This window comes from Pedobacter frigiditerrae (genome assembly GCF_004331645.1).
GTDB classification, from domain to species: Bacteria; Bacteroidota; Bacteroidia; order Sphingobacteriales; family Sphingobacteriaceae; genus Pedobacter; species Pedobacter frigiditerrae.
In genome coordinates this window covers 110,204-131,654 of the sequence record NZ_SJSK01000008.1, presented here as the reverse complement: position 1 = coordinate 131,654, position 21,451 = coordinate 110,204, and the positions used below count along the sequence as shown (strand labels likewise).

Sequence of the window (21,451 nt, the reverse complement as noted above, 5' to 3'; positions counted from 1 at the left end):
CTCTTAATAATTGCTTAATTGGCAATTGGCGCTTGTTCATGGGCTTATCTAATTCGTCATAGATAAATTATCATCGAAGTTAATTGCGGCTGCGTCCGCTTTTGTATTCCCGTAATAAATAGTTTCAATTCTACTCCAGTAAATTGCACCTAAACACATTGGGCAAGGCTCGCAACTTGTATAAATCACAGTCCCACTTAAATCGAATGTTTTCAATTTCTTGCAAGCAAGTCTAATTGCAGATACCTCTGCATGTGCAGTTGGGTCATTGCTGGTCGTTACTTTGTTGCCGCTTTTTGCAATAACTTTTCCATCCTTTACTACAACAGCACCAAATGGGCCACCTATGCTTTGAAGTACATTTTGCTCAGATAAGCGAATGGCAATTCGCATAAATTTTTCGTGTTGTTTGTTTTCCATAATTATTCTTTAGGACAAAAAAAATGCTCCGAATTGGAGCATCTTAATATTTCAATTTTTTAACTGCCAACTAGCAACTGTTAACTATTTCTTGTCTTTTAAATAAGCTTCATTTAAGCCAACGAGTACCGGAGTAGTTACATCTAAAGTTTCATCAGCAAATAAAATAGCACTGTTACCTTTTGAATAAGTTAACACCATTTTATAGCCTTTAGATTTCGAATAGGTTTTCAAATAATCAGCAATTTTGTTGTAAAGCGCTTCTTGTTCTTTGGCATTTTCGTTTTGCAAAGCTGCACCAGCGTTTTGCTGATAAGCCTTTAACTCTTGGTCTTTACGTTGTAACCTTTGCTCGGTTGCAGCTCTTTGGTCAGCAGGTAAAGTATTGGCTTGTGCTTGGTAAGCTTGTACTTCACGTTGGAAAGCTTGGCCTTTTGCTGCTAGGTCGGCTTCAGCTGCTTTGCCTTTAGTTTCCATTTTAGCTTTAATGTCTTTAGCATATTCGTATTTAGTTAACAATGAGTCAGAGTTAACGTAAACGATTTTCTCATCAGCAGCCACAGTTGCACTAGATGTTTTTGCAGCTGTTGCATCAGTTTTTGTATCCTTATTTCCACAAGCAGACAGTACCGAAACTATTGCTATTGCAGTAGCTAAACTGCTTACTTTTAATGTAGTTATCTTCATTCTGTTTTATTAAATTTTAGCAAATATAAAAATCAAAATGGACTATCCTAAAAATAGGTGTTTTTTAATCGAAAAACAGATGATTTCAACACTCAAATAGTTATCCACAATGTGGCTTAAGTGGTAAAAAATGGTTATTTTTGATTCTTTATGTATTAAATGAAATTATGAGCGAAGAAAAAGATCCAAACTCAAATTATGGAGCCGATAATATACAGGTTTTAGAAGGTTTAGAGGCTGTTCGTAAGCGTCCTTCGATGTATATCGGTGATACCGGAATTAAAGGTTTGCACCACCTGGTTTATGAAGTTGTAGATAACTCGATAGATGAGGCATTGGCTGGTCACGCAGATACAATTTATGTGAATATTCTAAAAGATAATTCGATTAGGGTAGAAGATAATGGTCGCGGTATTCCAACCGGAATAAATAAGAAAGAAAATAAATCAGCATTAGAAATCGTAATGACGGTTTTACACGCTGGTGGTAAATTTGATAAAGACACCTATAAAGTTTCTGGTGGCCTGCATGGCGTTGGTGTAAGTTGCGTTAACGCTTTATCTACGCACTTGAGAGCTGAAGTTCATCGTGAAGGTGAAGTTTGGGTACAAGAATATAATATAGGTAAACCTTTATATGATGTTAAAAAAATTGGGACTACTGAAAAACGTGGTACAATCGTAACATTTAGTCCAGATGCTACAATTTTTACTCAAACAACAGAATATCGTTTCGATACTTTAGCTTCTCGTTTACGTGAGCTATCATTCTTAAATAAAGGGATTAGCTTAACATTGGTTGATGAGCGTGAAACATTAGCTGATGGTACATTTTTAACCGAAGTTTTTAAGTCTGAGGGTGGATTAAAAGAATTTGTTCAGTTTTTAGATGGAACTCGTCCTTCATTAATTCCTGAGCCAATTTATGTAGAGGGAATTAAAAATGGTATTCCGGTTGAGCTAGCAATGCAGTATAATGATAGCTACTCCGAAAATGTTCACTCTTACGTAAACAATATCAATACCCACGAAGGTGGAACGCACATTGCTGGTTTTAGACGTGGTTTAACACGTACTTTAAAAGCTTATGCTGAAAAATCAGGCTTGCTTAAGAATGTAAAGTTCGAAATCACTGGAGACGACTTTAGAGAAGGTTTAACAGCTGTGGTTTCCGTGAAAGTTCAGGAGCCACAATTTGAAGGTCAAACTAAAACCAAGCTAGGCAATAGCGAGGTAATGGGAGCTGTAGACATTGCAGTAGGCGAGGCTTTGGGCATTTACTTAGAAGAATATCCAAAAGAAGCTAGAATGATCGTTAACAAGGTTATTTTGGCTGCAACGGCTAGAGCAGCAGCTCGTAAGGCTCGTGAAATGGTTCAGCGAAAAAGTGTAATGGGCGGTTCTGGTTTACCAGGGAAACTTGCCGATTGTTCTGATAGCGATCCAGAAAAATGTGAGTTATACCTTGTAGAGGGAGATTCTGCAGGTGGAACTGCTAAGCAAGGTCGTGATCGTAATTTCCAAGCTATTCTACCATTAAAAGGAAAAATCCTGAACGTGGAAAAAGCAATGGAGCACAAAATCTACGAGAATGACGAGATTAAAAATATGTTTACTGCATTAGGTGTAAGTATTGGAACACCTGAAGACGATAAAGCCTTAAATATCACGAAACTTCGTTACCACAAAATTGTAATCATGACGGATGCTGATATCGACGGGTCGCACATTACTACGTTGATTTTAACATTCTTCTTTCGTTACATGAAAGCATTAATTGAAGCTGGTTACGTTTACATTGCTGCACCACCACTTTATCAAGTTAAAAAAGGTAAAGAGTTTGAATATTGCTGGAATGACGTTCAACGTGATCAGGCTGTACAACGTTTAAAAGGTGCAGGTAAAGAAGAAAGCGTTCACATACAACGTTATAAAGGTTTGGGTGAGATGAATGCAGAGCAATTGTGGGATACCACGCTAGATCCAGCTAGACGTACTTTGTTAAAAGCAACAATAGAAAATGCTGCGGAATGTGATCATACTTTCTCTATGTTAATGGGCGACGAAGTTGCGCCACGTAGAGAGTTTATTGAGCGTAATGCAAAATATGCTAAGATAGATGCATAGAAAGCTGAAAGTCTAAAGCTGAAAGCGAAATAAAGACCCTTCAAGAATTAACTTGAAGGGTCTTTTTATTAAACCCAATCTTCCTCATACAATATTTTTTGAAAAACAATTGCAGTACTTTTTGGCTCCATCATTCCCGTTTTGCATTCCAAGTCCTCGTCTCGTACCGCGCCTGCGGGCTTTCCATTACAACCATGTTTAAAATGCTGGGATTGTGCAACTATGAGTGGTTTTGCTAGCATAAGTTTTAGTAAATAGACCTGAAGTGTTATGCTTTTTGTGAAGCAAAGCTTAAAAAAGACTTTAAAAAAGCAGGATAACTTTAATGGAAGCAAGAAATTTGAACTTCCAATTATTTATTGTTGTATATACATATTAATTACATTATTTCTAGCCATGTCAATTACAGAATGGGATATGTGAAAAATAAAGCCCCTTCCAATATGTTATTGAAAGAGGCTTAGATACTTGGTTATTAAATTCTATAAAATATAGTAAGAGCCAATGCTTGCTTTTTCTACATGTGGCATGTCTTCAAATAATTTATTGTCGTCTAACATTTGGCATAAATCTTTTTCAATATTCCTGCAAATAGTTGTAGTTGGTGTATCTGTAGGCTTATTTTCAAAGGGGTCTTGTAAATGAACAGCCATTTTTTCTACGAGCAAAAAGAATGCGGCAAGCGCGATAACTAATGGCACTTCCATATAGCCAAAGTATTCGATTAAGCCAAAGGGTAACAGCACAATAAATAAATGAATAGACATATTGATGTACTTGCTATAGGTAACTGGGAATATTGTGTTTTTAATGCGCTCAGACCCACCCATATGGTTACATAAGGCAGTGATTGTTTTGTCAATTTCTATCTGTTGATATTTGTTGATCCAACCCTCGTTTAAAGCTTTTTTAAGGTCCATTGCATGTAATTCTAATAAAGCGACCATTACATTACGTTGGTTTTTAATGAATACCAGTTCGTTCTTATCTAAATAACGTTCTAAACCTTTATGAGCGCTAAATCCTCTTAGGGATTGACTTAATGCATTGCACCATGCAATTTGCCTTTTAATGAATCGATATTTAAATTTCTCTACTTCTTCTAATTCGTATGGATTCTCAACAAAAGATAGAATTTGTCTTGAGATTGTTCTCGAATCGTTAACAATGGCGCCCCAAATTATTCTCGCTTCCCACCATCGGTCATAAGCTTGGTTAGATCTAAATGCCAATAGTAAAGATATTACTGTGCCTAATAAAGCAGGAACAGCAAGAGGAATAGAGATTCTGGTTACATGGAAATTTTCATAAAGAACTACAATACCTAATGAATAAGCAATTACAAAAAAGAGCTCTTTTTTGATTTTTCCAAAAATATAAGTGAGGGGAATGTTATTTCGTAATAGCATGATAAAATGGATAAAGGTTTATAATTAAGCACTTAAAACTTTGATGTTTTCTTGAGGCATCTTTGTGTCAAATAATTTTTCTTCTTTAGAGAATTCGTGAACATCTAATTCAATTACCTCGCAACCGCAACGTTTGGTTAACGTCTTAGGGTTAATACTGTATTTGTTTATTTTATCGAAATTGTAATCTTTAGGGTAGGCAATACAATCTGCATTAACACCATCTATAAAATTTTTAAAGGCCGCTACTGTATTACCGTAAAAGTATTCTATCTCAATAGATTGAATATGATTTGTGTATTTCTGTCTGTAGATTTCTAGCTGTGTGTAAAAGTCATCGCTTATGTTTTCGTAATCCTTGCTTCTACGACTTAACATTAACATATCTGAAATTGAATCTGATAGGCCAAAGGCATGCATGAAAATTATATTTATGTTTTGGGGTTTGTTAGTTAAAACCAAAGCATCAATAATTTTTACACGCTCTGCATTAAAGTCTGTTGGTATTAAAATAGTTTTCATAGCTCTTCTTGTTTTTAATGATTGATTAAATAATTAATACAAGTTTAGGGCTATGATATTATAGCGAAATAAGAAGGAGATTAGAATGAGATTAGAATTTAAAAAAAATCCTATAATTATTTGAGGGGCAACAAAACTTTAATTTCGGTGCCTATTTGTTCTTGGGAACTAACGCCTATACTGCCTCTGTGCAAACGTATAATATTTAGGGATAAGGGCAAACCCACACCATAGCCTTTAAATTGCGATGTATTTGAAGCTCTGTAAAAGGGCTCGAAAACATGCTGTACATCGCCTTGTGGAATTCCGATACCTTGATCCTTAACTGCAATGGATATTACATTGAGTTTGCTTAATAGCGTTATAAATACAGTTTTGTTATTTGAATATTTACAGGCATTACTTACAATGTTTGTTATTGCAAGCTTGAGCAGGTTTTTATTCGCTTTAATGGTAATTAAGCTTTCATCTTCGGGCAATATGCTAAAATCAACTTCAATTTTACTTTCTGGATGTACCTGATTAACTGTTTGCTGCACTTCCCAAATCAATTCATCTACTCTTACCTGTTCCCATGGTTGATTTTTTCCATTAAAACCCGATTGAGCTAAGCCTAGTAAACTGGTTAAAATATGTTCTAATCTTTCGGCCTCATCTTTTATTTTAGTTAGTGCTTTTTGCTGTTTTTTTATGTCAGTTTCAGCCCTCATTGCTAATTCTACCTCTCCACTAATTATTGTTAAAGGTGTTCTTAACTCGTGTGATGCATTACTGATGAAATTATTCTGCGTTTCGAAAGCTGTTTCTAGCCTATTCAACATGTTATTAAATGTTTGCGCTAGCTGAGACATTTCATCAGTTCCCTGTTTTACATCTAATCTTAAATGGAGATTTTCGGCCTTTATTTTTTTCACGCTTTTAATTACATTCCTTAAAGGATTAAGCATATAGTTTGAAAATTTCCAACCGACAACGAAAGAAAGAACCACCGATAAGAAAAAGCCTGCTATTAAAATTTTTTGTAAATCTTTTAATTCCCTAAAACCTACTGGGTCATTGGCAGATACGATAATAATATAAGTCTTTTGATTGCTAATAAAGGATTTACCTGCATAAAACTGGTTTTCTTTTCTATGTCTAGCTACTTTTCCAGCATTAATGGTGTTAAAAAAACCTTCTGGTAAATCTGAGTTTATGGTATTTTTATCAAGCTCTCTTTTCTCAATTACGAATTCTTTTTCATCGGGTAACCGCTCTAAATACTGATTACGAACCTTGGCGTAAATATTATCACTTTTATCTTCAGAAAGCCTAATTTGTGCCGTAATGTTAACCCTGGCTTCTAACCTTTTATAGAAATCCTCGAAAGCAAATTCGTTAGAGAAATACCAAACAAATCCACTTAATAAAGAAATTATTATTGCAGAAAGAATAGCAAAGAGAAGAGTGATTTTTTTAGCAATATTCATTAAGCTTCTTTTAGAACATAGCCAAGCCCGATGGCGGTATGAATTAATTTCTGGGAACCTATTCTGTCAACTTTTTTGCGAAGATAATTTACATAAACATCAACTACGTTAGTGCCAAGGTTAAAATCTATGTCCCAAACATTTTCTAAGATATCAATACGAGATAAGATTTTAGATTTATTCTTGGCCATAAATTCTAGGAGTCTATATTCTGTAGCTGTTAATATAATCTCTGAGCTGGCCCTTTTTACAGTTTTAGCAGATAGATTGATTTGTAAATCGGCAATGTTTATGATGTGGTCGTTAGCACTAGCTCCATTGTATCGTCTGAGCAACATTCTAATACGAGCAAAAAGTTCAGCGAATTTAAAAGGTTTGATGAGGTAATCATCAGCACCATTATCTAAACCATTAACAACGTTTTCAGTAGTGCCCAAGGCAGTAAGCATAATTATTGGCGTTGTAGGTTTTTCTTTTTTAATGATTTTACAAAGTTCTAAACCATTTATGCCAGGAAGTATGATATCTAAAATAATCAAGTCGAAATGATTGGTTTTGACCATTTTTTCACCAATCAAGCCATCAGGAGCAACACTAACACTAAATCCTTCTTCAGTTAAACCACGAGAAATTACTGAAACAACATTCGGCTCATCTTCTACTAGCAATAAATTCATTGTCGCAAATATTCAAAAAAATGCTAAAAATTAAAATGTTATAAGTGATTTCATAAGATATCAACTGTTTTTTAACACAAAAAGGACATTTTGGTTTTTATAATTATAAAAATGAATAAAAAAGCCTTGCTGATTTCTCAACAAGGCTTTTTCTTATGTTATTATTGGTTAATTTCCTGTTTCAGATTTCTCTTTTAAGAATTTTAAACCATCTTCAAAGTCTTTCCCAATCATACTATCCATACTCATAAAAACCCCCATCCATTTACCCATTAAATCATTTTCGCCACTCATCGTCCAAGTTACTTTATTTCCAGTGCCTTCTGGAACAATATCAAAACGGGTATCTGCTAAACTTTCGAAAGGTTTAATGAATTTCAATTCAATGTCAACCATTTTATTAGGTTCAACGCTTTTAGTCTTCATGTAACCTTGCCCAGTTTCTTTTCCTTCCCATTCGTATAAATGATCTGGTTGTGCAACTGGGCCACTAATTTTGGTTTTTGCTGTGGGTTCCATTTTATACCACGGATTCCACTTTAAAAATTCATTATAATCTGCAATGTTATTATAGATAACACTATCAGGTGCATTAATTACTGTACTACGGCTTACAGTGTAGGTTTTGGGTAAGAACATTCCGCCAACTAAAATAATTATTGCCAACACGACAATAATAATTCCTAATACTTTTAAAAATTTCATATTTCTGTTTGTTTTGGTTTACTTAAAGTTATCATAAACCATTAAACAATCCAAGAATTATTTTAGCCTCGCAGGAGCACCTTTTAGATTTAGATCTTGTAATTCTTCCCTTATGTTCTTCATGAAAGTTTTTCCAGGGTCTATTTTATCAGAATGATAATATGGGTTGGTTTCTCGCCAAAGGGAAGTATTTTTAAACCAAGTATGTTCGTAATGTCCAATTAGGTATTGGATTTTATACTTCGCAGCTAGATAGCGAACCAATTTTTCGTTAGCTATAAGCTGAGCTTTTGTTAATGGATAATTATTACTCCCAACATTTTCAATACCAATGGCACAATAGTTTAAACCAATAACGTGACGAGCAAAAGTTGTATCGGGTAATAACTGATAAATAGAACCATCTCTATCTACCAAATAATGAGAAGAGACATTTAAGCTACTTGCATTGGCAATCGCTTTACGAGAACTTGGTAGGATAGATTTGTTAAAAGCATTGTAAGTTCCCATCATCGTTTTAGAAGCTGTCCAATGCAAAACTATCATAGAAGGTACAATTGTTGGGGTTTTTTGAACCAAATTATGCCTCCTCTTTAAATAATCTAAAGATAATTGTGTTCGCGTTGCATCAAATATGATAGGTTTTTCGATAATTTTAATCTGCTGCGCAGCTGCATTTAGCGATATGGAGATTAAAATTAGAAAGAGAAACTTTTTGTAGATGGTCATTCGGTAGAGCGTATTGCTTAATGAGATAAGGATTCTAATATTACTTGTAAAATCTTAATAATTTCTTCTGGTAATCAATTTTAGCATTAAATTTCATCAAGATGTCGCCGCCAATTATACCAGCTATCGATGGATGACCCATTTGTATATAGGTGTCACTTACGCCTTGTAAATCTAAAGCTACAGCATCGTAAGCTTTTAAAGTTAATTTACCTATTTGAAGTTTTGGAATTACGCCTTGTAAAGTTGTTGATGTGCTAAAAATAGTTGCAGCTTGAGTTTCTTCATTTGCAGATAGCTCTTGCAAATGATGCTCCATGAAACCTTTATCAAATACAGAACGAGATGCACCCGTATCTAATACAGCGAATAATTTTTCGCCAAAAACAACAATTTCCACCAAAAGGTGGAAACCATCGTCTTGTAAGTTAATTGGGATTAAGGGAACAGTGATTGTTCTCATATGAGTTTCTTGTCATTCCGAGCGAAGCGAGGAATCTATTGAGCAAATTCTTCGCTTCGCTCTGAATGACAAATTATGATTAAACTAATTTCATTTCTGCCAATACGTTGTTCATGTTGCGCACGGCATCTGCACTTTTGTTAAACGAAGCTTGTTCCGCTTCATTTAGTTTATAATCGATGATTTTTTCCCAACCGTTTTTCCCAACAATTACAGGGACACCTAAACAGATATCACTTTGCCCGTATTCGCCTTCTAGCGCTACACAGCAAGTGAATAATTTTTTCTCATCACGAACAATTGCCTCAACTAATGCAGCACCTGCTGCACCTGGTGCATACCAAGCAGAAGTGCCTAATAAGCCGGTTAACGTAGCTCCCCCAACCATTGTGTCTGCAGCAACTTTTGCTAAGGTAGCCTCATCTAACAATTCGCTAACAGGTAAACTTTGGTAAGTTGCGTAACGAGTTAAAGGGATCATGGTTGTATCACCGTGACCACCAATTACAAATCCTTGCAAATCGTTAGAATTACAGTTTAAAGCAACACTTAAATAATATTTGAAACGAGCGCTATCTAATGTTCCGCCCATTCCAATGATTCTGTTTTTAGGTAAACCCAAAGATTTCAATGCTAAATAAGTCATTGTATCCATTGGGTTACTAATCACGATTATAATGGCATCTGGAGAATATTTTAAGATGTTTTCTGCTACACCTTTTACAATTCCAGCATTAATTCCAATTAACTCTTCACGAGTCATCCCAGGTTTACGAGGCAAGCCTGAAGTAATTACTGCTACTGTAGAACCTGCTGTTTGACTGTAATCATTAGTAACTCCTTTGATTTTAGTATCGAAACCTAGCAACGTAGCAGTTTGCATCATGTCAATCGCTTTACCTTCGGCAAAACCTTCTTTAATGTCAAGTAATACTAATTCTTCTGCTAATTCTTTTCTAGCGATGTTATCTGCACAAGTTGCGCCTACGGCTCCTGCACCTACTACCGTTATTTTCATTTGGATTATATTTTGGAATTTGGTTGAAAAATGTTTTTCGATGCCCAAGATATAGAATTGCATTAGTTTACCCAAATGCTTTGCGAAATTTAATAGGCTTATGATAAATAATTTACATTCAATTAAAACCTTTTAAATCTCAGGTGGTTAAATACTAAAATATTACTTAATGGAAAACCAACCTGTAAATATTATAGACCATAGCGCTTTCGCTGGCAAATGGTATTCCCTTTATTCTATTCCAACACTGTTGGATAAAAATTGGAAACAGACCATTGAAAATTACACATTGGTGGAAGATGACCATTTTGAAGTTTTAACCACATACCATAAGGATGGAAAACCAGAGGGAAAATCGATTAAATCTAAATTGTTTTTCGATGAACATAAACCTGACGGTGATATGAAAGCTCAATTTTTATGGCCTTTTAAAATTGGTTATTGGGTTATAGAATTAGCAGATGATTATAGTTACGTAGTTGTTGGTCACCCAGAAGAAAAGTACTTATTTATCATGGCTCGTGAACCAAAAATAGAGCCTGAATTACTAAGAGATATAATTGAAAGATGTAGAAAGATTGGATATGATACTGGGAGTTTGGTTAGTCAAGAACACTAGTTCAGTTGGGAGTTTTAATATGACATTCAAAAATTATTTATCCGCTACACTTTTCCATTCGTGTTCAATTTTTGTCATTAATAGTGCATTGTCAAATTTTACTGCCCCCTTTGGGAAAATAGCTTGGTCTTCAAAAAAACTAGACTGAACATTACTAACATTTAATGGTCTTATTTTCCATTTGTAAGCATTTAATTTCAACCCATCGAATTTTTTGCCATTGGGCGAATAACCCACAGAACCCTTTTCAAAAAAATCAGATACATTTTCTAAAGTTTCAAAAATAGAATTGCTATCGAAATCATTAGTTTCTACGGCATCAATATTGATTTTGGTATTGTCTGAACTTATAAAATCAATGTGATAATTGTTATTTTCTTCTACGACATTAAACTTTGCTAAGTAATGCTTGCCAGGAAAAATTTTCCCGCCAATTATACTGTTTAATTTCAAAGAAGTGTCCCGTCTGGGTATATAGACACCTTCTTTAATTTGCGTATTTTCATCCCATTCTACTGCAATTCTATGTGCCCCATTTTCTGAAGAAATACCTATAAAATTCGGTAATCCTTTGGGTTTTATATCCTTTAATCGAATAAGGCAAATGCCCACAATTGCTTTGCCTGTATAAATTTTTGGCCTAAAAGGTGCCGGAATAATCTTTTGAATGATATCAGGGTCGACAGTAAAGTTTATTAGTATTCTTCTATCAATAAAGCCATGTATTGTAGGGATTTTCATAAAATGATATTTCTCTGAACAAATATCGACTTAATATAACGGACACTCCAAAAAGTCGCAAAAATTATTTTCTATAAACCTGATTGACGGGGAAAGCTCTCGGTTTTTGATCGGGACTTGTACCAAAAAGCAGGGCTAAATTTTCCTAAAAGCTACTATTATTGCTTTTCAAACTCTTCAACAATTAAGCAGTTTAACAATATAACAATTTAATATTTCTCCTTCTCCACACATCTTCTATCTTACCTTTTAGCCCTTCCGTTTTTTGTTAGATTGTTGATAATTTACTGACACAACCGCCCTCAAAAATCTCTATTTTTGAACTCCACGATAATTCCCACTATGTACCTGATTTTTGACACCGAAACTACTGGTTTGCCACGTAATTTTAATGCGCCCATTACCGATACGGATAATTGGCCACGTTGCATCCAAATAGCTTGGCAGTTACATGATGAAATGGGTAATTTGATTGAACATCAAGATTATTTAGTTAAGCCAGAAGGGTTTAATATTCCCTATGATGCAGAACGAATTCACGGAATTTCTACAGAACTAGCACAAGAGCAAGGAATTGAACTTGCAGAAGTTTTAGAGAAGTTTAATATTGCGCTCGGTAAATCAAAGTTTGTTGTTGGTCAGAATGTTGGGTTCGATGTGAACATCATGGGTTGTGAGTTTCATCGTTTAGGCGTCGAAAGCCCGATGGCAAGTATGCCGGTTTTAGATACCTGTACAGAAGTTACAGCTGACCTGTTAAAGATTCCTGGAGGTAGGGGTGGACGTTTTAAATTGCCAACTTTAACTGAGTTGCACCAGTACCTTTTTGGTGTTCCATTTTCTGAAGCACACAATGCAACTGCCGATGTGGAAGCAACAACACGTTGTTTTTTAGAACTGATTAAAAAGCAGGTTTTTAAGAAAGAAGAGTTATTAGTTGATACTGATTATTTCTTGCGTTTTAAGGAAGTTAATTCCAATCCAATTAGCTCGATTGGTTTACAGCATATTAACTTAAAAGCTGCATCAGATGAAATTAGGAAACGTTCGCAGGGTTCAGAAACAGGCGGAATATCTAAACAAACATTAGCAGATAATAAACAAGAATTAGCGAATGCAAACTTCGTGCATCTGCATAATCACACGCAATTTTCGGTTTTACAATCTACCATCAGCGTACCCGATTTAGTAAAAGCTGCTGCAGCTCAAAAAATGCCGGCGGTTGCGCTTACGGATCATGCAAATATGATGGGTGCTTTCCACTTTGTTAGTAATGTGAGCAAGCATAATAAAGAAGCCAAAGCTAAAAACGCTGAAGCTTTAGAAAAAGGCGAAGAACCAGTTATGCAAGTGGTAAAACCAATTATTGGCGTCGAGTTTTTCGTTTGTGATGACCATTTAGACAAGAAACGTAAAGATGATGGTTATCAAGTGGTGTTGTTAGCGAAAAACAAAACAGGTTACCACAACTTGGCAAAAATGTCGTCCATTGCTTATACCAAGGGCTTTTATTATGTGCCAAGGATAGATAGAAAAGTAATTGAGCAATATAAAAGCGATATCATCGTACTCTCAGGAAACCTATATGGTGAGGTTGCTAGTAAATTGTTAAACTTAGGTGAAAAACAAGCTGAAGAAGCATTACTTTATTGGAAAGAACAATTTGGTAATGATTTCTATGTAGAAATTATGCGTCACGGTCAAGAAAACGAAGACCGTGTAAATACTGATTTAATAGCAATGGCTAACAAGCATGACGTTAAATTAGTGGCAACTAACAATACTTATTACATCAATAAAAAAGATGCCAATGCGCATGATATTTTGCTGTGTGTAAAAGATGCCGAAAAACAAGCAACTCCGATAGGTAGGGGAAGAGGTTATCGGTATGGTTTGCCAAATCAAGAGTATTATTTCAAATCTGCCGAAGAAATGAAAAAGCTCTTTACTGATGTGCCACAGGCTATTTTAAGTACACAAGAAATTGCAGATAAGGTAGAGGCTTATGAATTGGCTCGTGAAGTGCTCTTGCCTAAATTTGGTATTCCTGAAGAGTTTTTAGTAGAAGAAGACAATGCTGATGGCGGAAAACGTGGTGAGAATAAATTTTTAAGACACCTTACTTATGAAGGTGCGAAAAAAAGATATGGAGAACTAACCGAAGTTATCATTGAACGTTTAGATTTTGAGTTGGCAACAATTGAAAAAACTGGTTACCCTGGTTATTTCCTGATTGTACAAGATTTTATTGCAGAAGCTCGGAGACGTGATGTTTCTGTTGGCCCTGGTCGTGGTTCGGCAGCAGGTTCAGTAGTTGCCTATTGTTTATGGATTACCAACATTGATCCTTTAAAGTACGATTTGCTATTTGAGCGTTTCCTTAATCCAGACCGTGTTTCCATGCCCGATATTGATATTGACTTTGACGATGAAGGTCGTGGTCGTGTCATGGAATATGTAATCGATAAGTATGGTTCTAGCCAGGTGGCGCAGATTATCACTTATGGTACAATGGCGGCAAAGTCATCCATTCGTGATACCGCAAGGGTTTTAGATTTACCACTTTTTGAGGCAGATAAAATAGCAAAGCTGATTCCTAACATGAAGTTGGCCAAGATATTTAACTTGGAAGACAAGGCTTTAAAAGCTGCCTTGCGTCCAGATGAATATGAAAAGATAATTGAGTTAAAGGCATTAGCAGCAGCCAAAAATTTAAGTGCAGAAACCATTGAACAAGCTATTATTTTAGAAGGTTCATTAAGAAATACGGGTATCCATGCTTGTGGAGTTATCATTACACCAGATGATATTACCAATTTTGTTCCGGTAGCTACTGCAAAAGATTCAGATTTATATGTTACCCAATTTGATAACTCGGTTGTAGAAAGCGCTGGTTTGTTAAAGATGGACTTTTTGGGGTTAAAGACATTAACCCTCATAAAAGACACTGTTAAACTAGTTAAGAAAAGACATAGTATAGATTTAGACCCAGATACTTTTCCGATAGACGATGTAAAAACTTATGAGCTCTTTCAGCGTGGCGAAACAGTCGGTATTTTCCAGTACGAGAGTGCCGGTATGCAGAAATACATGAAGGAGTTAAAACCAACTGTTTTTGGAGATCTAATTGCAATGAATGCTTTATATCGCCCAGGACCAATTGCATATATCCCAAGTTTCGTAAAACGTAAAAACGGTGAGGAAGAAATTAAATACGATTTAGAAGCTTGTGAAGAATTACTTAAAGAAACTTACGGAATTACGGTTTACCAAGAGCAGGTAATGCTTTTGTCGCAAAAATTGGCAGACTTTACCAAAGGTGAGGCCGATGTTTTGCGTAAGGCGATGGGTAAAAAACAACGTGACGTGTTGGATAAAATGAAACCAAAATTTATTTCCCAAGCGGCAGCCAAAGGTCATGATGCACAAATATTGGAGAAAATTTGGAAAGATTGGGAAGCTTTTGCTGAATATGCTTTCAATAAATCTCACTCTACTTGTTATGCTTGGATTGCTTATCAAACGGCTTATTTAAAGGCAAATTATCCAGCAGAATACATGGCTGCGGTACTTTCTAATAACATGAGCGATATTAAGCAAGTTGCCTTTTTTATGGAAGAATGTAGGCAAATGGGGGTAACCGTTTTAGGGCCAGATGTAAACGAATCTGATTTAAAATTCTCTGTAAATCCAAAAGGAGAAGTCCGTTTTGGTATGTCGGCTGTTAAAGGTGTGGGAGAAAAAGCGGTAGAAAGTATTATTGAAGAGCGTTTGGAAAATGGTCCTTATACTACTGTCTTCGAATTTGCTAAACGTTCAAATACACGTATTGTTAATAAAAAAGCTTACGAGAGTTTTGTTTATAGTGGCGCTTTTGATGCTTATGGATTTCATAGGGCTCAATATTTTTACATCGGTGCTAATGATAAAATGAACGGCATCGAGAAACTGATTAAATATGCCAACGATTTCCAGAATAACCAGAATTCATCACAATCATCTTTATTTGGTGGTTCAAAAGCAGATTTAATTCTAGAGCCAACTTTTCCTGTTTCGCCAGAATGGGGATTGATAGACCGTTTGAAATATGAAAAAGATGCAATTGGAATTTTCTTGTCAGGACATCCTTTAGATGATTATCGTTTTGAATTGAACCATTATTGCCAACATTCTGTTAAACATTTGTCTATCGTTAATAAAATAAGAAGTGGCGATACCAACGAAGAGATTTTAGCTGAGTTTGAAGGGATAAAGAACAGAGATTTAGTTGTTGGTGGTTTGGTAGTTTTAGCTACTCAACGAATTACAAAAACAGGTAAACCTTTCGGGATTTTCGTTTTTGAAGATTATGATGATAGTTGCGAAATTGCTTTGTTTGGAGATGATTTCTTGAAGTTTAAACAGTTTTTAACAGAAGGTTATTTCTTACAAATTAGAGGTAGGGTAGGAGAACGTTTTAGGAAAGAAGGAGACTGGGAATTTAAGGTTACCTCGATAGACTTATTGGCAGAATTAAGAGATAAACTGACGAAATGTATTACCATACAAGTGCCAATTGATGCCATAAATGATGAGTTGATGGCCAAGATTGATGTGCTTTTACAGGAAAACAAAGAAAACAGCGAACAGCATAACTGTAAGCTTAATTTCGAAGTTTATGATAGGGAACAAAACTTAAAGCTAGAACTGCCTTCAAAGTCTTTAAAAATAAACCCAAACAATCAATTTTTAGAACAATTAACAAAGTTGGATGTTGTGAATTATAAGCTAAATTAAGACGTAAGCTAAAGTATAAAGAACAAAGGGAAAGCGCTTTTATCTTTCTGCTTTCAGCTTTTAGCACGGCAATGTCAAATTGACAGCAAGCTATTGATGGCATTACAATTGATAATATATTTGTATATAAATTAAAATAAAAAGTTATGGCTTTAGAAATAACAGATGCAAACTTCGAGGAGCTTGTATTAAAATCAGATAAACCAGTATTGGTAGATTTTTGGGCAGAATGGTGTGGCCCATGTCGCATGGTAGGTCCTATTGTTGATGAGATTGGAAAAGAATACGAAGGAAAAGCGTTGGTAGGAAAAGTAAACGTTGACAATAACCCACAAATTTCAACTCAATTTGGTATCCGCAATATTCCAGCTTTATTGTTCTTTAAAAATGGTGAAGTTGTAGATAAGCAAGTTGGTGCTGTTCCAAAATCAGTATTAGCTGGTAAGTTAGATAAACAATTATAAGGTTGAAGGATGAGAGGCAGAAGGTTTAAGGTAAATCGAAGTCTATTCATCTCTAACTATAAATTATATAATCCGAATTCATTATTGAGTTCGGATTTTTTATTATCCTTATTTTTTTGTTCTTTTAATAAACAGCTTAACTTTTATAGTTATGTTGGTTCGTGGAAATAAGAACCAAAGAGTTGAGCCAAGGTTTGTGTCTTCAGGAACCTAAAACTAAAATGTCTAACCTGTTAAATAATCCCAAAATATGAAAGCTTTTAATCTTCAACTATTAAATCTACTTGCAGCAAGTTTTTTGTTGAGTTGTGTAAATGAAACAAATGTTTCTGCTCAAAATCCTGTAGAAACTGGTAAACCAACCGCAGATTACAAACCTGCCTTTCCTGGTCAAACTCGAATTAAAGGAATTAAAACCACAACTCCTTATGCATCTACAGTAATCAATCAGAAATTAGATAGGCCATGGGCTATTTCTGTAATGCCAGATGGTAGGTTCTTTATCACTCAAAAAGGTGGTACAATGGTCATTCTATCTACAAACGGAACCCTATCTAAAACTATCACCGCACTTCCAAAAGTAGATGACTCTGGACAAGGTGGATTATTAGATGTAACCCTTGCGCCAGACTTTGCAAAAAGCAGAATGGTCTATTGGGCGTATTCAGAACCACAAAGCAAAGGCATATTGTTAGCTATAGCTAAAGGAAAGTTATCAACTAATGAAACTGCCATAGAAAATCAAACAGTTATTTATCGGGCAACTCCAGCTCATACTGGCCGACTTCAATATGGTTCAAGAATAGTATTTGATAAAAATGGAAACCTATTTGTAAGTACAGGAGAACGTTCTGATAAAGAGATTAGAGTGCAAGCACAATATTTAAACTCTTCGTTGGGTAAAATTCTCCATTTAACTCCAGATGGTAAAGCTGTTGCAGGAGGGCCTTTCGCTAATAAAGCAGGCGCACAGCCAGAAATATATTCCTTAGGTCATCGCAATCCAGATGGTTTAGCAATTGATCCACAAACTGGCGAACTATGGGAAGCTGAGTTTGGTCCAAAAGGTGGAGATGAACTTAACTTAATTAAACCAGGTAAAAACTATGGCTGGCCAATCATAACTTATGGCGTAGAATATAGTGGGGCTAAAATAGGAGATGGCATTCAGCAAAAAGATGGTTACGAGCAACCTACTTATTATTGGAACCCAGTTATTTCTCCAGGTAGCATAACTTTTTATACTGGTAACCTAACCGAATGGAAAGGCAATTTATTTGTAGCCGCTTTAAGTGGTTCTCATATCATCAGATTAGTTCTAAAAGCTAATAAAGTAGTGGGAGAGGAAAGGCTACTTGCAGATGAAGGCGAGCGTTTCCGTGATTTAGTTACCGGTAAAGATGGCGCATTATATGCAGTAACAGATGGCGGTAAACTATACAGAATTGCTAAGAAATAGATTTTAAACAAGGTTGTCAGTCTGAGCTTGTCGAAGACCTATCGGTTGGTTAGTCACTAACCGATATTTTTTTGATTTGAAAAGAAGGTGCAGTGCCAATTGATTCCGAAAGCCCCGCTAAACGCTGCAATCTTTTTATATCAAACCTATAAGGTTTTAGAAACCTTATAGGTTTTCAAAAAAGTATTTCCGCTTATATCAGGTTTATTTAATAAAAGACAGTGCAAGGAACTAGAAAAGATTTACTAAGCTTTGAAAAATCCATTCTATAGATTGTAGCCCTACGATTTAAATAATTAAAGGTTTGGTTAAATGTGAGTTACAGTCTACTGCGGTTTAAAGTATTTTAAAAACTCTGGCCCCATAAACATCGCTAATACAATAGCTAAAATCGATACCAACATGATTAATGTAACATAGGCTAAAATAATTAACCCAATGATCAATAAAACTTTAACAATAATGCTCTTTAGGGATTTTTCAGGGTAAAATCCTTTGTAAAACCAAACCTGAAGAACGGGGCCTAATAAGATGAGTGAATTAGAAATGAGCATTGCTGCATTTACATTATTTCTAAGTAAATATAAAATTGGCGAAAGAATGATAATACTTAATAAAGTGTAAAAAGAGAGCAGATATGCATTCATGATAATGTGCTCGTAATAGTTCTGTCCCCATTTACGTAGTGCAATCTTAGTAAAAAGTGCAAAAATTGGAACTAGAATCAGCATCATGAAAGAATTGTAGCTTGCAATAAATGATAGCATATCATTCATGAACTTTGAGTTTAAATGCTGACTTGCATAATAGCTCTTTATTATTTTATCAAAACCAATAACTTTAAAAGATATAAAGGCAGAGATACCACTTAATAAAAATACAAGTAGAATTGGTTTGTAGTGGTTTACTCTATTTCCGTATATAAACTCTCGAGCTGTTTTGCCTGGGTTTTTAATTATCTTTTTTGCAGAATAGAGAAAGCCTTTGTTAGTATGGATGAGTGAATACTGAACCTCATCCCAAATATATTTTCTATCAATTCTTTTAAATTTCTTCTGACCGCAATTGCTACAAAAGTTTTCTTGAATTGTTAGGGTGCAATTTTGACAAATGTTTTCCATTGAGAGACTGTTTAATTTACTTTTTCATAAAGTACCGCAATTTAAATCTTTAAATAATAGATTCAAATTTTGTTCTATCGTCTCATACTCTCCATGAGAAAGCTTCGGTAGGTGGAGACATTAACCAATATAGACAAAAGAAAGATTTAACTATTTAAGTTGCTCAGCAATTCCGATTAAAATTCCTTCAGGTCCACGAATGTAACAAAGCCTATAAATATTTTGGTAGTTAACCACTTCTTCAACAAGTTGTGCGCCATGTTTGTAAAGCCTATCGAGTGTGTCATCTATATCAGTAACCGCAAACATCACACGTAAATAACCTAAAGCATTTACTGGAGCATTGCGATGGTCCGCTATCACTTTCGGATTAATAAATCTAGATAGTTCCAATCGGCTATTTCCATCTGGTGTAACCATCATGGCAATTTCCACAGATTGATTGCCAAGCCCTGTTACGCGACCAGCCCATTCGCCTTCAATCGTTGCTCTTCCTTCTAACGTTAAGCCGAGCTCAAGAAAAAAGGCAACAGTGTCGTCAAGAGATTCTACCACAATCCCGACATTGTCCATTCTAAGCAAATTATTTTTTTTCATAGTTAAAAATTTATGATTAAGTGGAGTTGTTTGTTATTATCGGTTGGTGTCTCACCGACCGAAATAGGATTACCAAACTGCTGTTATTGCCAGTTTTTATCTCCATAGTTTCCACCAAGTTTTTTTTGTCAATGGTTCGCTTTCACGTTTTAGGTCAATAGTTATAATTCCTTCTTCTTCAACTTCCCAAATCTTGACTGTCTCTACATCTATAGCATTTAAGTTTAAAAAACTGTCAATTCGTTGAGGAATAAATTCATCATCGTCTACATTCTGTATACTACCTAACCTTGGCAAAGCCAAAATAGACGAGTCGTCGTTTTCAATTCTCTTAATTCTTTCAGCTATAATCTTCGAAGTCTTTGCTGAATAAACTGTTGTAACAGCGGGAGTGATATCAAAGTTTTCGTCAAGCATAAAATAGTCTACTACGAGTATTGAGAAAAATTCATTGTCTCTTTTGTCATAATAAAATATTTCCGAAAGTCGGTCAGCAGGTTGTTGAAATCCAATGATTAGCCAGCGATGTATTTGTTCTTGCTTTGTCATTCTTGTTAAATGTCATGTGTAGAAATTGGCTTTAATGTTCTGGTACAACAGCGGGTTTGGGGCTAAATCAAGCCCATTCTTAGGGTCTGCCAAATCATTCAGATACAAAACCATTTCCCGTTAAGCCCATTACCAAATCTGTTGAAGAGCTGTTTAAGGTTATTTCTTTATTTAGACGTTAAATTCTCCAATTATTTTTTGGTCGTAATCATAGTTAGCTTCATTAGGGAAATTTCCATTTAAGTCTGGAAAAACAAGTTGCACATATTCATAGTTACGCCTTTCATAAAATTTAATTGATGTTAGAGTATATTTGGTCAAGTCTTTATTATTAACGTTTATTAAGTAAACTGGAAATCTTTCGCTTAAATCATCAAGTCTTTTATTTAAAGGAACTTTTTCGAATTTAAACTTTTCAGTATAGTTTTTAATTAGTTCACCTGATAGATTTGGTCCAAGTCCTGAAATGAATAATTCAGGTATTTTAAAGTTTTCAAATATTCCCGTTGAGTACGCAAAAGGAGTGAAGTTTTCTTCTTCCATTATTGTGGTTGTGTGGTAGCCTATATTTTTGATATTGCCATAAACACTTTTAAAATATATTTCCTTTTTATCTTCGTTTTCTTCCATTGTCTTGATTAACTGTGAAATAATCGTCAACTCATTGCTTAGCGCAACCATATTCTTTTTTAATCATTCCTAAACGAATATAAAAATTTACAATCCGATAAATAAATTTATTTGTCAAAGCTTAAATTTATGAAATCTGCAAAGAACTTCCCAACCCCAAAACCCACCAACTTTGTTAAATAAACCCCTGCCTACCGGCAGGCAGGCGATTGCAACGAATGCTGTTTTTTTACAGCAGCAGTGCAAAGCGGGGCTGCAATTGCCGATAAG

The 21,451-nt window shown here is 35.1% G+C and carries 20 protein-coding genes; 5 read left to right on the top strand and 15 right to left on the bottom strand.

Annotated elements, in window-relative coordinates; translation table 11 throughout:
• Positions 1-48: 48 nt before the first annotated feature.
• Entirely contained in the window at positions 49-420 is a 372-nt protein-coding gene (locus EZ428_RS22600; RefSeq protein WP_317126466.1) for a nucleoside deaminase, read from the bottom strand.
• 84 nt (positions 421-504) lie between these two features.
• Positions 505-1,107: an OmpH family outer membrane protein gene (locus tag EZ428_RS22595; RefSeq protein ID WP_131555623.1), complete on the bottom strand. Its 603-nt coding sequence runs from the start codon at positions 1,105-1,107 to the stop codon at positions 505-507.
• 167 nt (positions 1,108-1,274) lie between these two features.
• On the opposite strand from EZ428_RS22595, the gene gyrB reads away from it, so the two are divergent.
• Positions 1,275-3,233, top strand: a complete 1,959-nt coding sequence (gene gyrB / locus EZ428_RS22590) for a DNA topoisomerase (ATP-hydrolyzing) subunit B (protein WP_131555622.1) — start codon at positions 1,275-1,277, stop codon at positions 3,231-3,233.
• Positions 3,234-3,715: 482 nt separating this feature from the next.
• On the opposite strand, the gene EZ428_RS22585 is transcribed toward gyrB, so the two are convergent.
• From EZ428_RS22585 to mdh, 8 genes are all read right to left on the bottom strand, one after another.
• The gene (locus EZ428_RS22585; RefSeq protein WP_131555621.1) at positions 3,716-4,642 is read right to left on the bottom strand and encodes a bestrophin family protein; all 927 of its coding nucleotides are present in this window, start codon (positions 4,640-4,642) and stop codon (positions 3,716-3,718) included.
• Positions 4,643-4,666: 24 nt separating this feature from the next.
• A complete protein-coding gene (locus tag EZ428_RS22580) occupies positions 4,667-5,164 on the bottom strand; it encodes a hypothetical protein (RefSeq protein WP_131555620.1) in 498 nt (165 codons plus the stop codon).
• A 116-nt stretch (positions 5,165-5,280) separates the two neighbouring features.
• Positions 5,281-6,633 (bottom strand): sensor histidine kinase, encoded by a 1,353-nt coding sequence (locus EZ428_RS22575; protein WP_131555619.1) that lies wholly within the window; start codon positions 6,631-6,633, stop codon positions 5,281-5,283.
• The gene (locus EZ428_RS22570) at positions 6,633-7,310 is read right to left on the bottom strand and encodes a response regulator transcription factor (protein ID WP_131555618.1); all 678 of its coding nucleotides are present in this window, start codon (positions 7,308-7,310) and stop codon (positions 6,633-6,635) included. Before EZ428_RS22570 ends, EZ428_RS22575 begins: the two co-directional genes overlap by 1 nt.
• Positions 7,311-7,478: 168 nt before the next feature.
• On the bottom strand, positions 7,479-8,015 hold the full coding sequence (locus EZ428_RS22565; RefSeq protein WP_131555617.1) for an SRPBCC family protein: 537 nt from the start codon (positions 8,013-8,015) through the stop codon (positions 7,479-7,481).
• A gap of 57 nt (positions 8,016-8,072) precedes the next feature.
• Positions 8,073-8,744 (bottom strand): N-acetylmuramoyl-L-alanine amidase, encoded by a 672-nt coding sequence (locus tag EZ428_RS22560; RefSeq protein ID WP_131555616.1) that lies wholly within the window; start codon positions 8,742-8,744, stop codon positions 8,073-8,075.
• Between the two features lie 40 nt (positions 8,745-8,784).
• Positions 8,785-9,207, bottom strand: a complete 423-nt coding sequence (locus EZ428_RS22555) for a retropepsin-like aspartic protease (RefSeq protein ID WP_131555615.1) — start codon at positions 9,205-9,207, stop codon at positions 8,785-8,787.
• 79 nt (positions 9,208-9,286) lie between these two features.
• Positions 9,287-10,225, bottom strand: a complete 939-nt coding sequence (gene mdh / locus EZ428_RS22550) for a malate dehydrogenase (protein ID WP_131555614.1) — start codon at positions 10,223-10,225, stop codon at positions 9,287-9,289.
• 169 nt (positions 10,226-10,394) lie between these two features.
• Here mdh and EZ428_RS22545 point away from each other — a divergent pair, with 169 nt between their 5' ends.
• Complete coding sequence (locus EZ428_RS22545) at positions 10,395-10,844, top strand: lipocalin family protein (RefSeq protein ID WP_131555613.1); 450 nt, start codon at positions 10,395-10,397, stop codon at positions 10,842-10,844.
• Positions 10,845-10,877: 33 nt separating this feature from the next.
• Here the strand turns inward: EZ428_RS22545 and EZ428_RS22540 are convergent, their stop codons facing one another.
• Positions 10,878-11,585: a DUF2071 domain-containing protein gene (locus EZ428_RS22540; RefSeq protein ID WP_131555612.1), complete on the bottom strand. Its 708-nt coding sequence runs from the start codon at positions 11,583-11,585 to the stop codon at positions 10,878-10,880.
• A gap of 342 nt (positions 11,586-11,927) precedes the next feature.
• On the opposite strand from EZ428_RS22540, the gene dnaE reads away from it, so the two are divergent.
• The 3 genes from dnaE to EZ428_RS22525 all read left to right on the top strand — a co-directional run bounded on the left by dnaE (position 11,928) and on the right by EZ428_RS22525 (position 18,284).
• Positions 11,928-16,361: a DNA polymerase III subunit alpha gene (gene dnaE, locus EZ428_RS22535; RefSeq protein ID WP_131555700.1), complete on the top strand. Its 4,434-nt coding sequence runs from the start codon at positions 11,928-11,930 to the stop codon at positions 16,359-16,361.
• Positions 16,362-16,507: 146 nt separating this feature from the next.
• A complete protein-coding gene (gene trxA, locus EZ428_RS22530; RefSeq protein WP_131555611.1) occupies positions 16,508-16,825 on the top strand; it encodes a thioredoxin in 318 nt (105 codons plus the stop codon).
• A gap of 250 nt (positions 16,826-17,075) precedes the next feature.
• Positions 17,076-18,284 carry a PQQ-dependent sugar dehydrogenase gene (locus EZ428_RS22525; RefSeq protein ID WP_131555610.1) on the top strand — a complete coding sequence of 403 codons (1,209 nt, stop codon included), beginning with the start codon at positions 17,076-17,078 and terminating at the stop codon, positions 18,282-18,284.
• A gap of 326 nt (positions 18,285-18,610) precedes the next feature.
• Here EZ428_RS22525 and EZ428_RS22520 read toward each other — a convergent pair whose 3' ends face one another.
• The 4 genes from EZ428_RS22520 to EZ428_RS22505 all read right to left on the bottom strand — a co-directional run bounded on the left by EZ428_RS22520 (position 18,611) and on the right by EZ428_RS22505 (position 21,181).
• Positions 18,611-19,405 (bottom strand): DUF3667 domain-containing protein, encoded by a 795-nt coding sequence (locus EZ428_RS22520; RefSeq protein WP_131555609.1) that lies wholly within the window; start codon positions 19,403-19,405, stop codon positions 18,611-18,613.
• Positions 19,406-19,555: 150 nt separating this feature from the next.
• Positions 19,556-20,002: a VOC family protein gene (locus tag EZ428_RS22515; protein ID WP_131555608.1), complete on the bottom strand. Its 447-nt coding sequence runs from the start codon at positions 20,000-20,002 to the stop codon at positions 19,556-19,558.
• Between the two features lie 96 nt (positions 20,003-20,098).
• A complete protein-coding gene (locus tag EZ428_RS22510) occupies positions 20,099-20,551 on the bottom strand; it encodes a hypothetical protein (RefSeq protein ID WP_131555607.1) in 453 nt (150 codons plus the stop codon).
• A 171-nt stretch (positions 20,552-20,722) separates the two neighbouring features.
• Complete coding sequence (locus tag EZ428_RS22505; protein ID WP_131555606.1) at positions 20,723-21,181, bottom strand: DUF4262 domain-containing protein; 459 nt, start codon at positions 21,179-21,181, stop codon at positions 20,723-20,725.
• Between the last annotated feature and the right edge of the window lie 270 nt (positions 21,182-21,451).

Bases quoted from the DNA above. Each gene is read 5' to 3' on its own strand.
- EZ428_RS22505 (WP_131555606.1), bottom strand. From the start codon at position 21,181: ATGGAAGAAAACGAAGATAAAAAGGAAATATATTTTAAAAGTGTTTAT.
- EZ428_RS22600 (WP_317126466.1), bottom strand. From the start codon at position 420: ATGGAAAACAAACAACACGAAAAATTTATGCGAATTGCCATTCGCTTA.
- EZ428_RS22575 (WP_131555619.1), bottom strand. From the start codon at position 6,633: ATGAATATTGCTAAAAAAATCACTCTTCTCTTTGCTATTCTTTCTGCA.
- EZ428_RS22525 (WP_131555610.1), top strand. From the start codon at position 17,076: ATGAAAGCTTTTAATCTTCAACTATTAAATCTACTTGCAGCAAGTTTT.
- EZ428_RS22580 (WP_131555620.1), bottom strand. From the start codon at position 5,164: ATGAAAACTATTTTAATACCAACAGACTTTAATGCAGAGCGTGTAAAA.
- EZ428_RS22570 (WP_131555618.1), bottom strand. From the start codon at position 7,310: ATGAATTTATTGCTAGTAGAAGATGAGCCGAATGTTGTTTCAGTAATT.
- mdh (WP_131555614.1), bottom strand. From the start codon at position 10,225: ATGAAAATAACGGTAGTAGGTGCAGGAGCCGTAGGCGCAACTTGTGCA.
- EZ428_RS22560 (WP_131555616.1), bottom strand. From the start codon at position 8,744: ATGACCATCTACAAAAAGTTTCTCTTTCTAATTTTAATCTCCATATCG.
- EZ428_RS22510 (WP_131555607.1), bottom strand. From the start codon at position 20,551: ATGACAAAGCAAGAACAAATACATCGCTGGCTAATCATTGGATTTCAA.
- EZ428_RS22595 (WP_131555623.1), bottom strand. From the start codon at position 1,107: ATGAAGATAACTACATTAAAAGTAAGCAGTTTAGCTACTGCAATAGCA.
- EZ428_RS22565 (WP_131555617.1), bottom strand. From the start codon at position 8,015: ATGAAATTTTTAAAAGTATTAGGAATTATTATTGTCGTGTTGGCAATA.
- gyrB (WP_131555622.1), top strand. From the start codon at position 1,275: ATGAGCGAAGAAAAAGATCCAAACTCAAATTATGGAGCCGATAATATA.
- EZ428_RS22545 (WP_131555613.1), top strand. From the start codon at position 10,395: ATGGAAAACCAACCTGTAAATATTATAGACCATAGCGCTTTCGCTGGC.
- EZ428_RS22555 (WP_131555615.1), bottom strand. From the start codon at position 9,207: ATGAGAACAATCACTGTTCCCTTAATCCCAATTAACTTACAAGACGAT.
- dnaE (WP_131555700.1), top strand. From the start codon at position 11,928: ATGTACCTGATTTTTGACACCGAAACTACTGGTTTGCCACGTAATTTT.
- EZ428_RS22585 (WP_131555621.1), bottom strand. From the start codon at position 4,642: ATGCTATTACGAAATAACATTCCCCTCACTTATATTTTTGGAAAAATC.
- trxA (WP_131555611.1), top strand. From the start codon at position 16,508: ATGGCTTTAGAAATAACAGATGCAAACTTCGAGGAGCTTGTATTAAAA.
- EZ428_RS22515 (WP_131555608.1), bottom strand. From the start codon at position 20,002: ATGAAAAAAAATAATTTGCTTAGAATGGACAATGTCGGGATTGTGGTA.
- EZ428_RS22540 (WP_131555612.1), bottom strand. From the start codon at position 11,585: ATGAAAATCCCTACAATACATGGCTTTATTGATAGAAGAATACTAATA.
- EZ428_RS22520 (WP_131555609.1), bottom strand. From the start codon at position 19,405: ATGGAAAACATTTGTCAAAATTGCACCCTAACAATTCAAGAAAACTTT.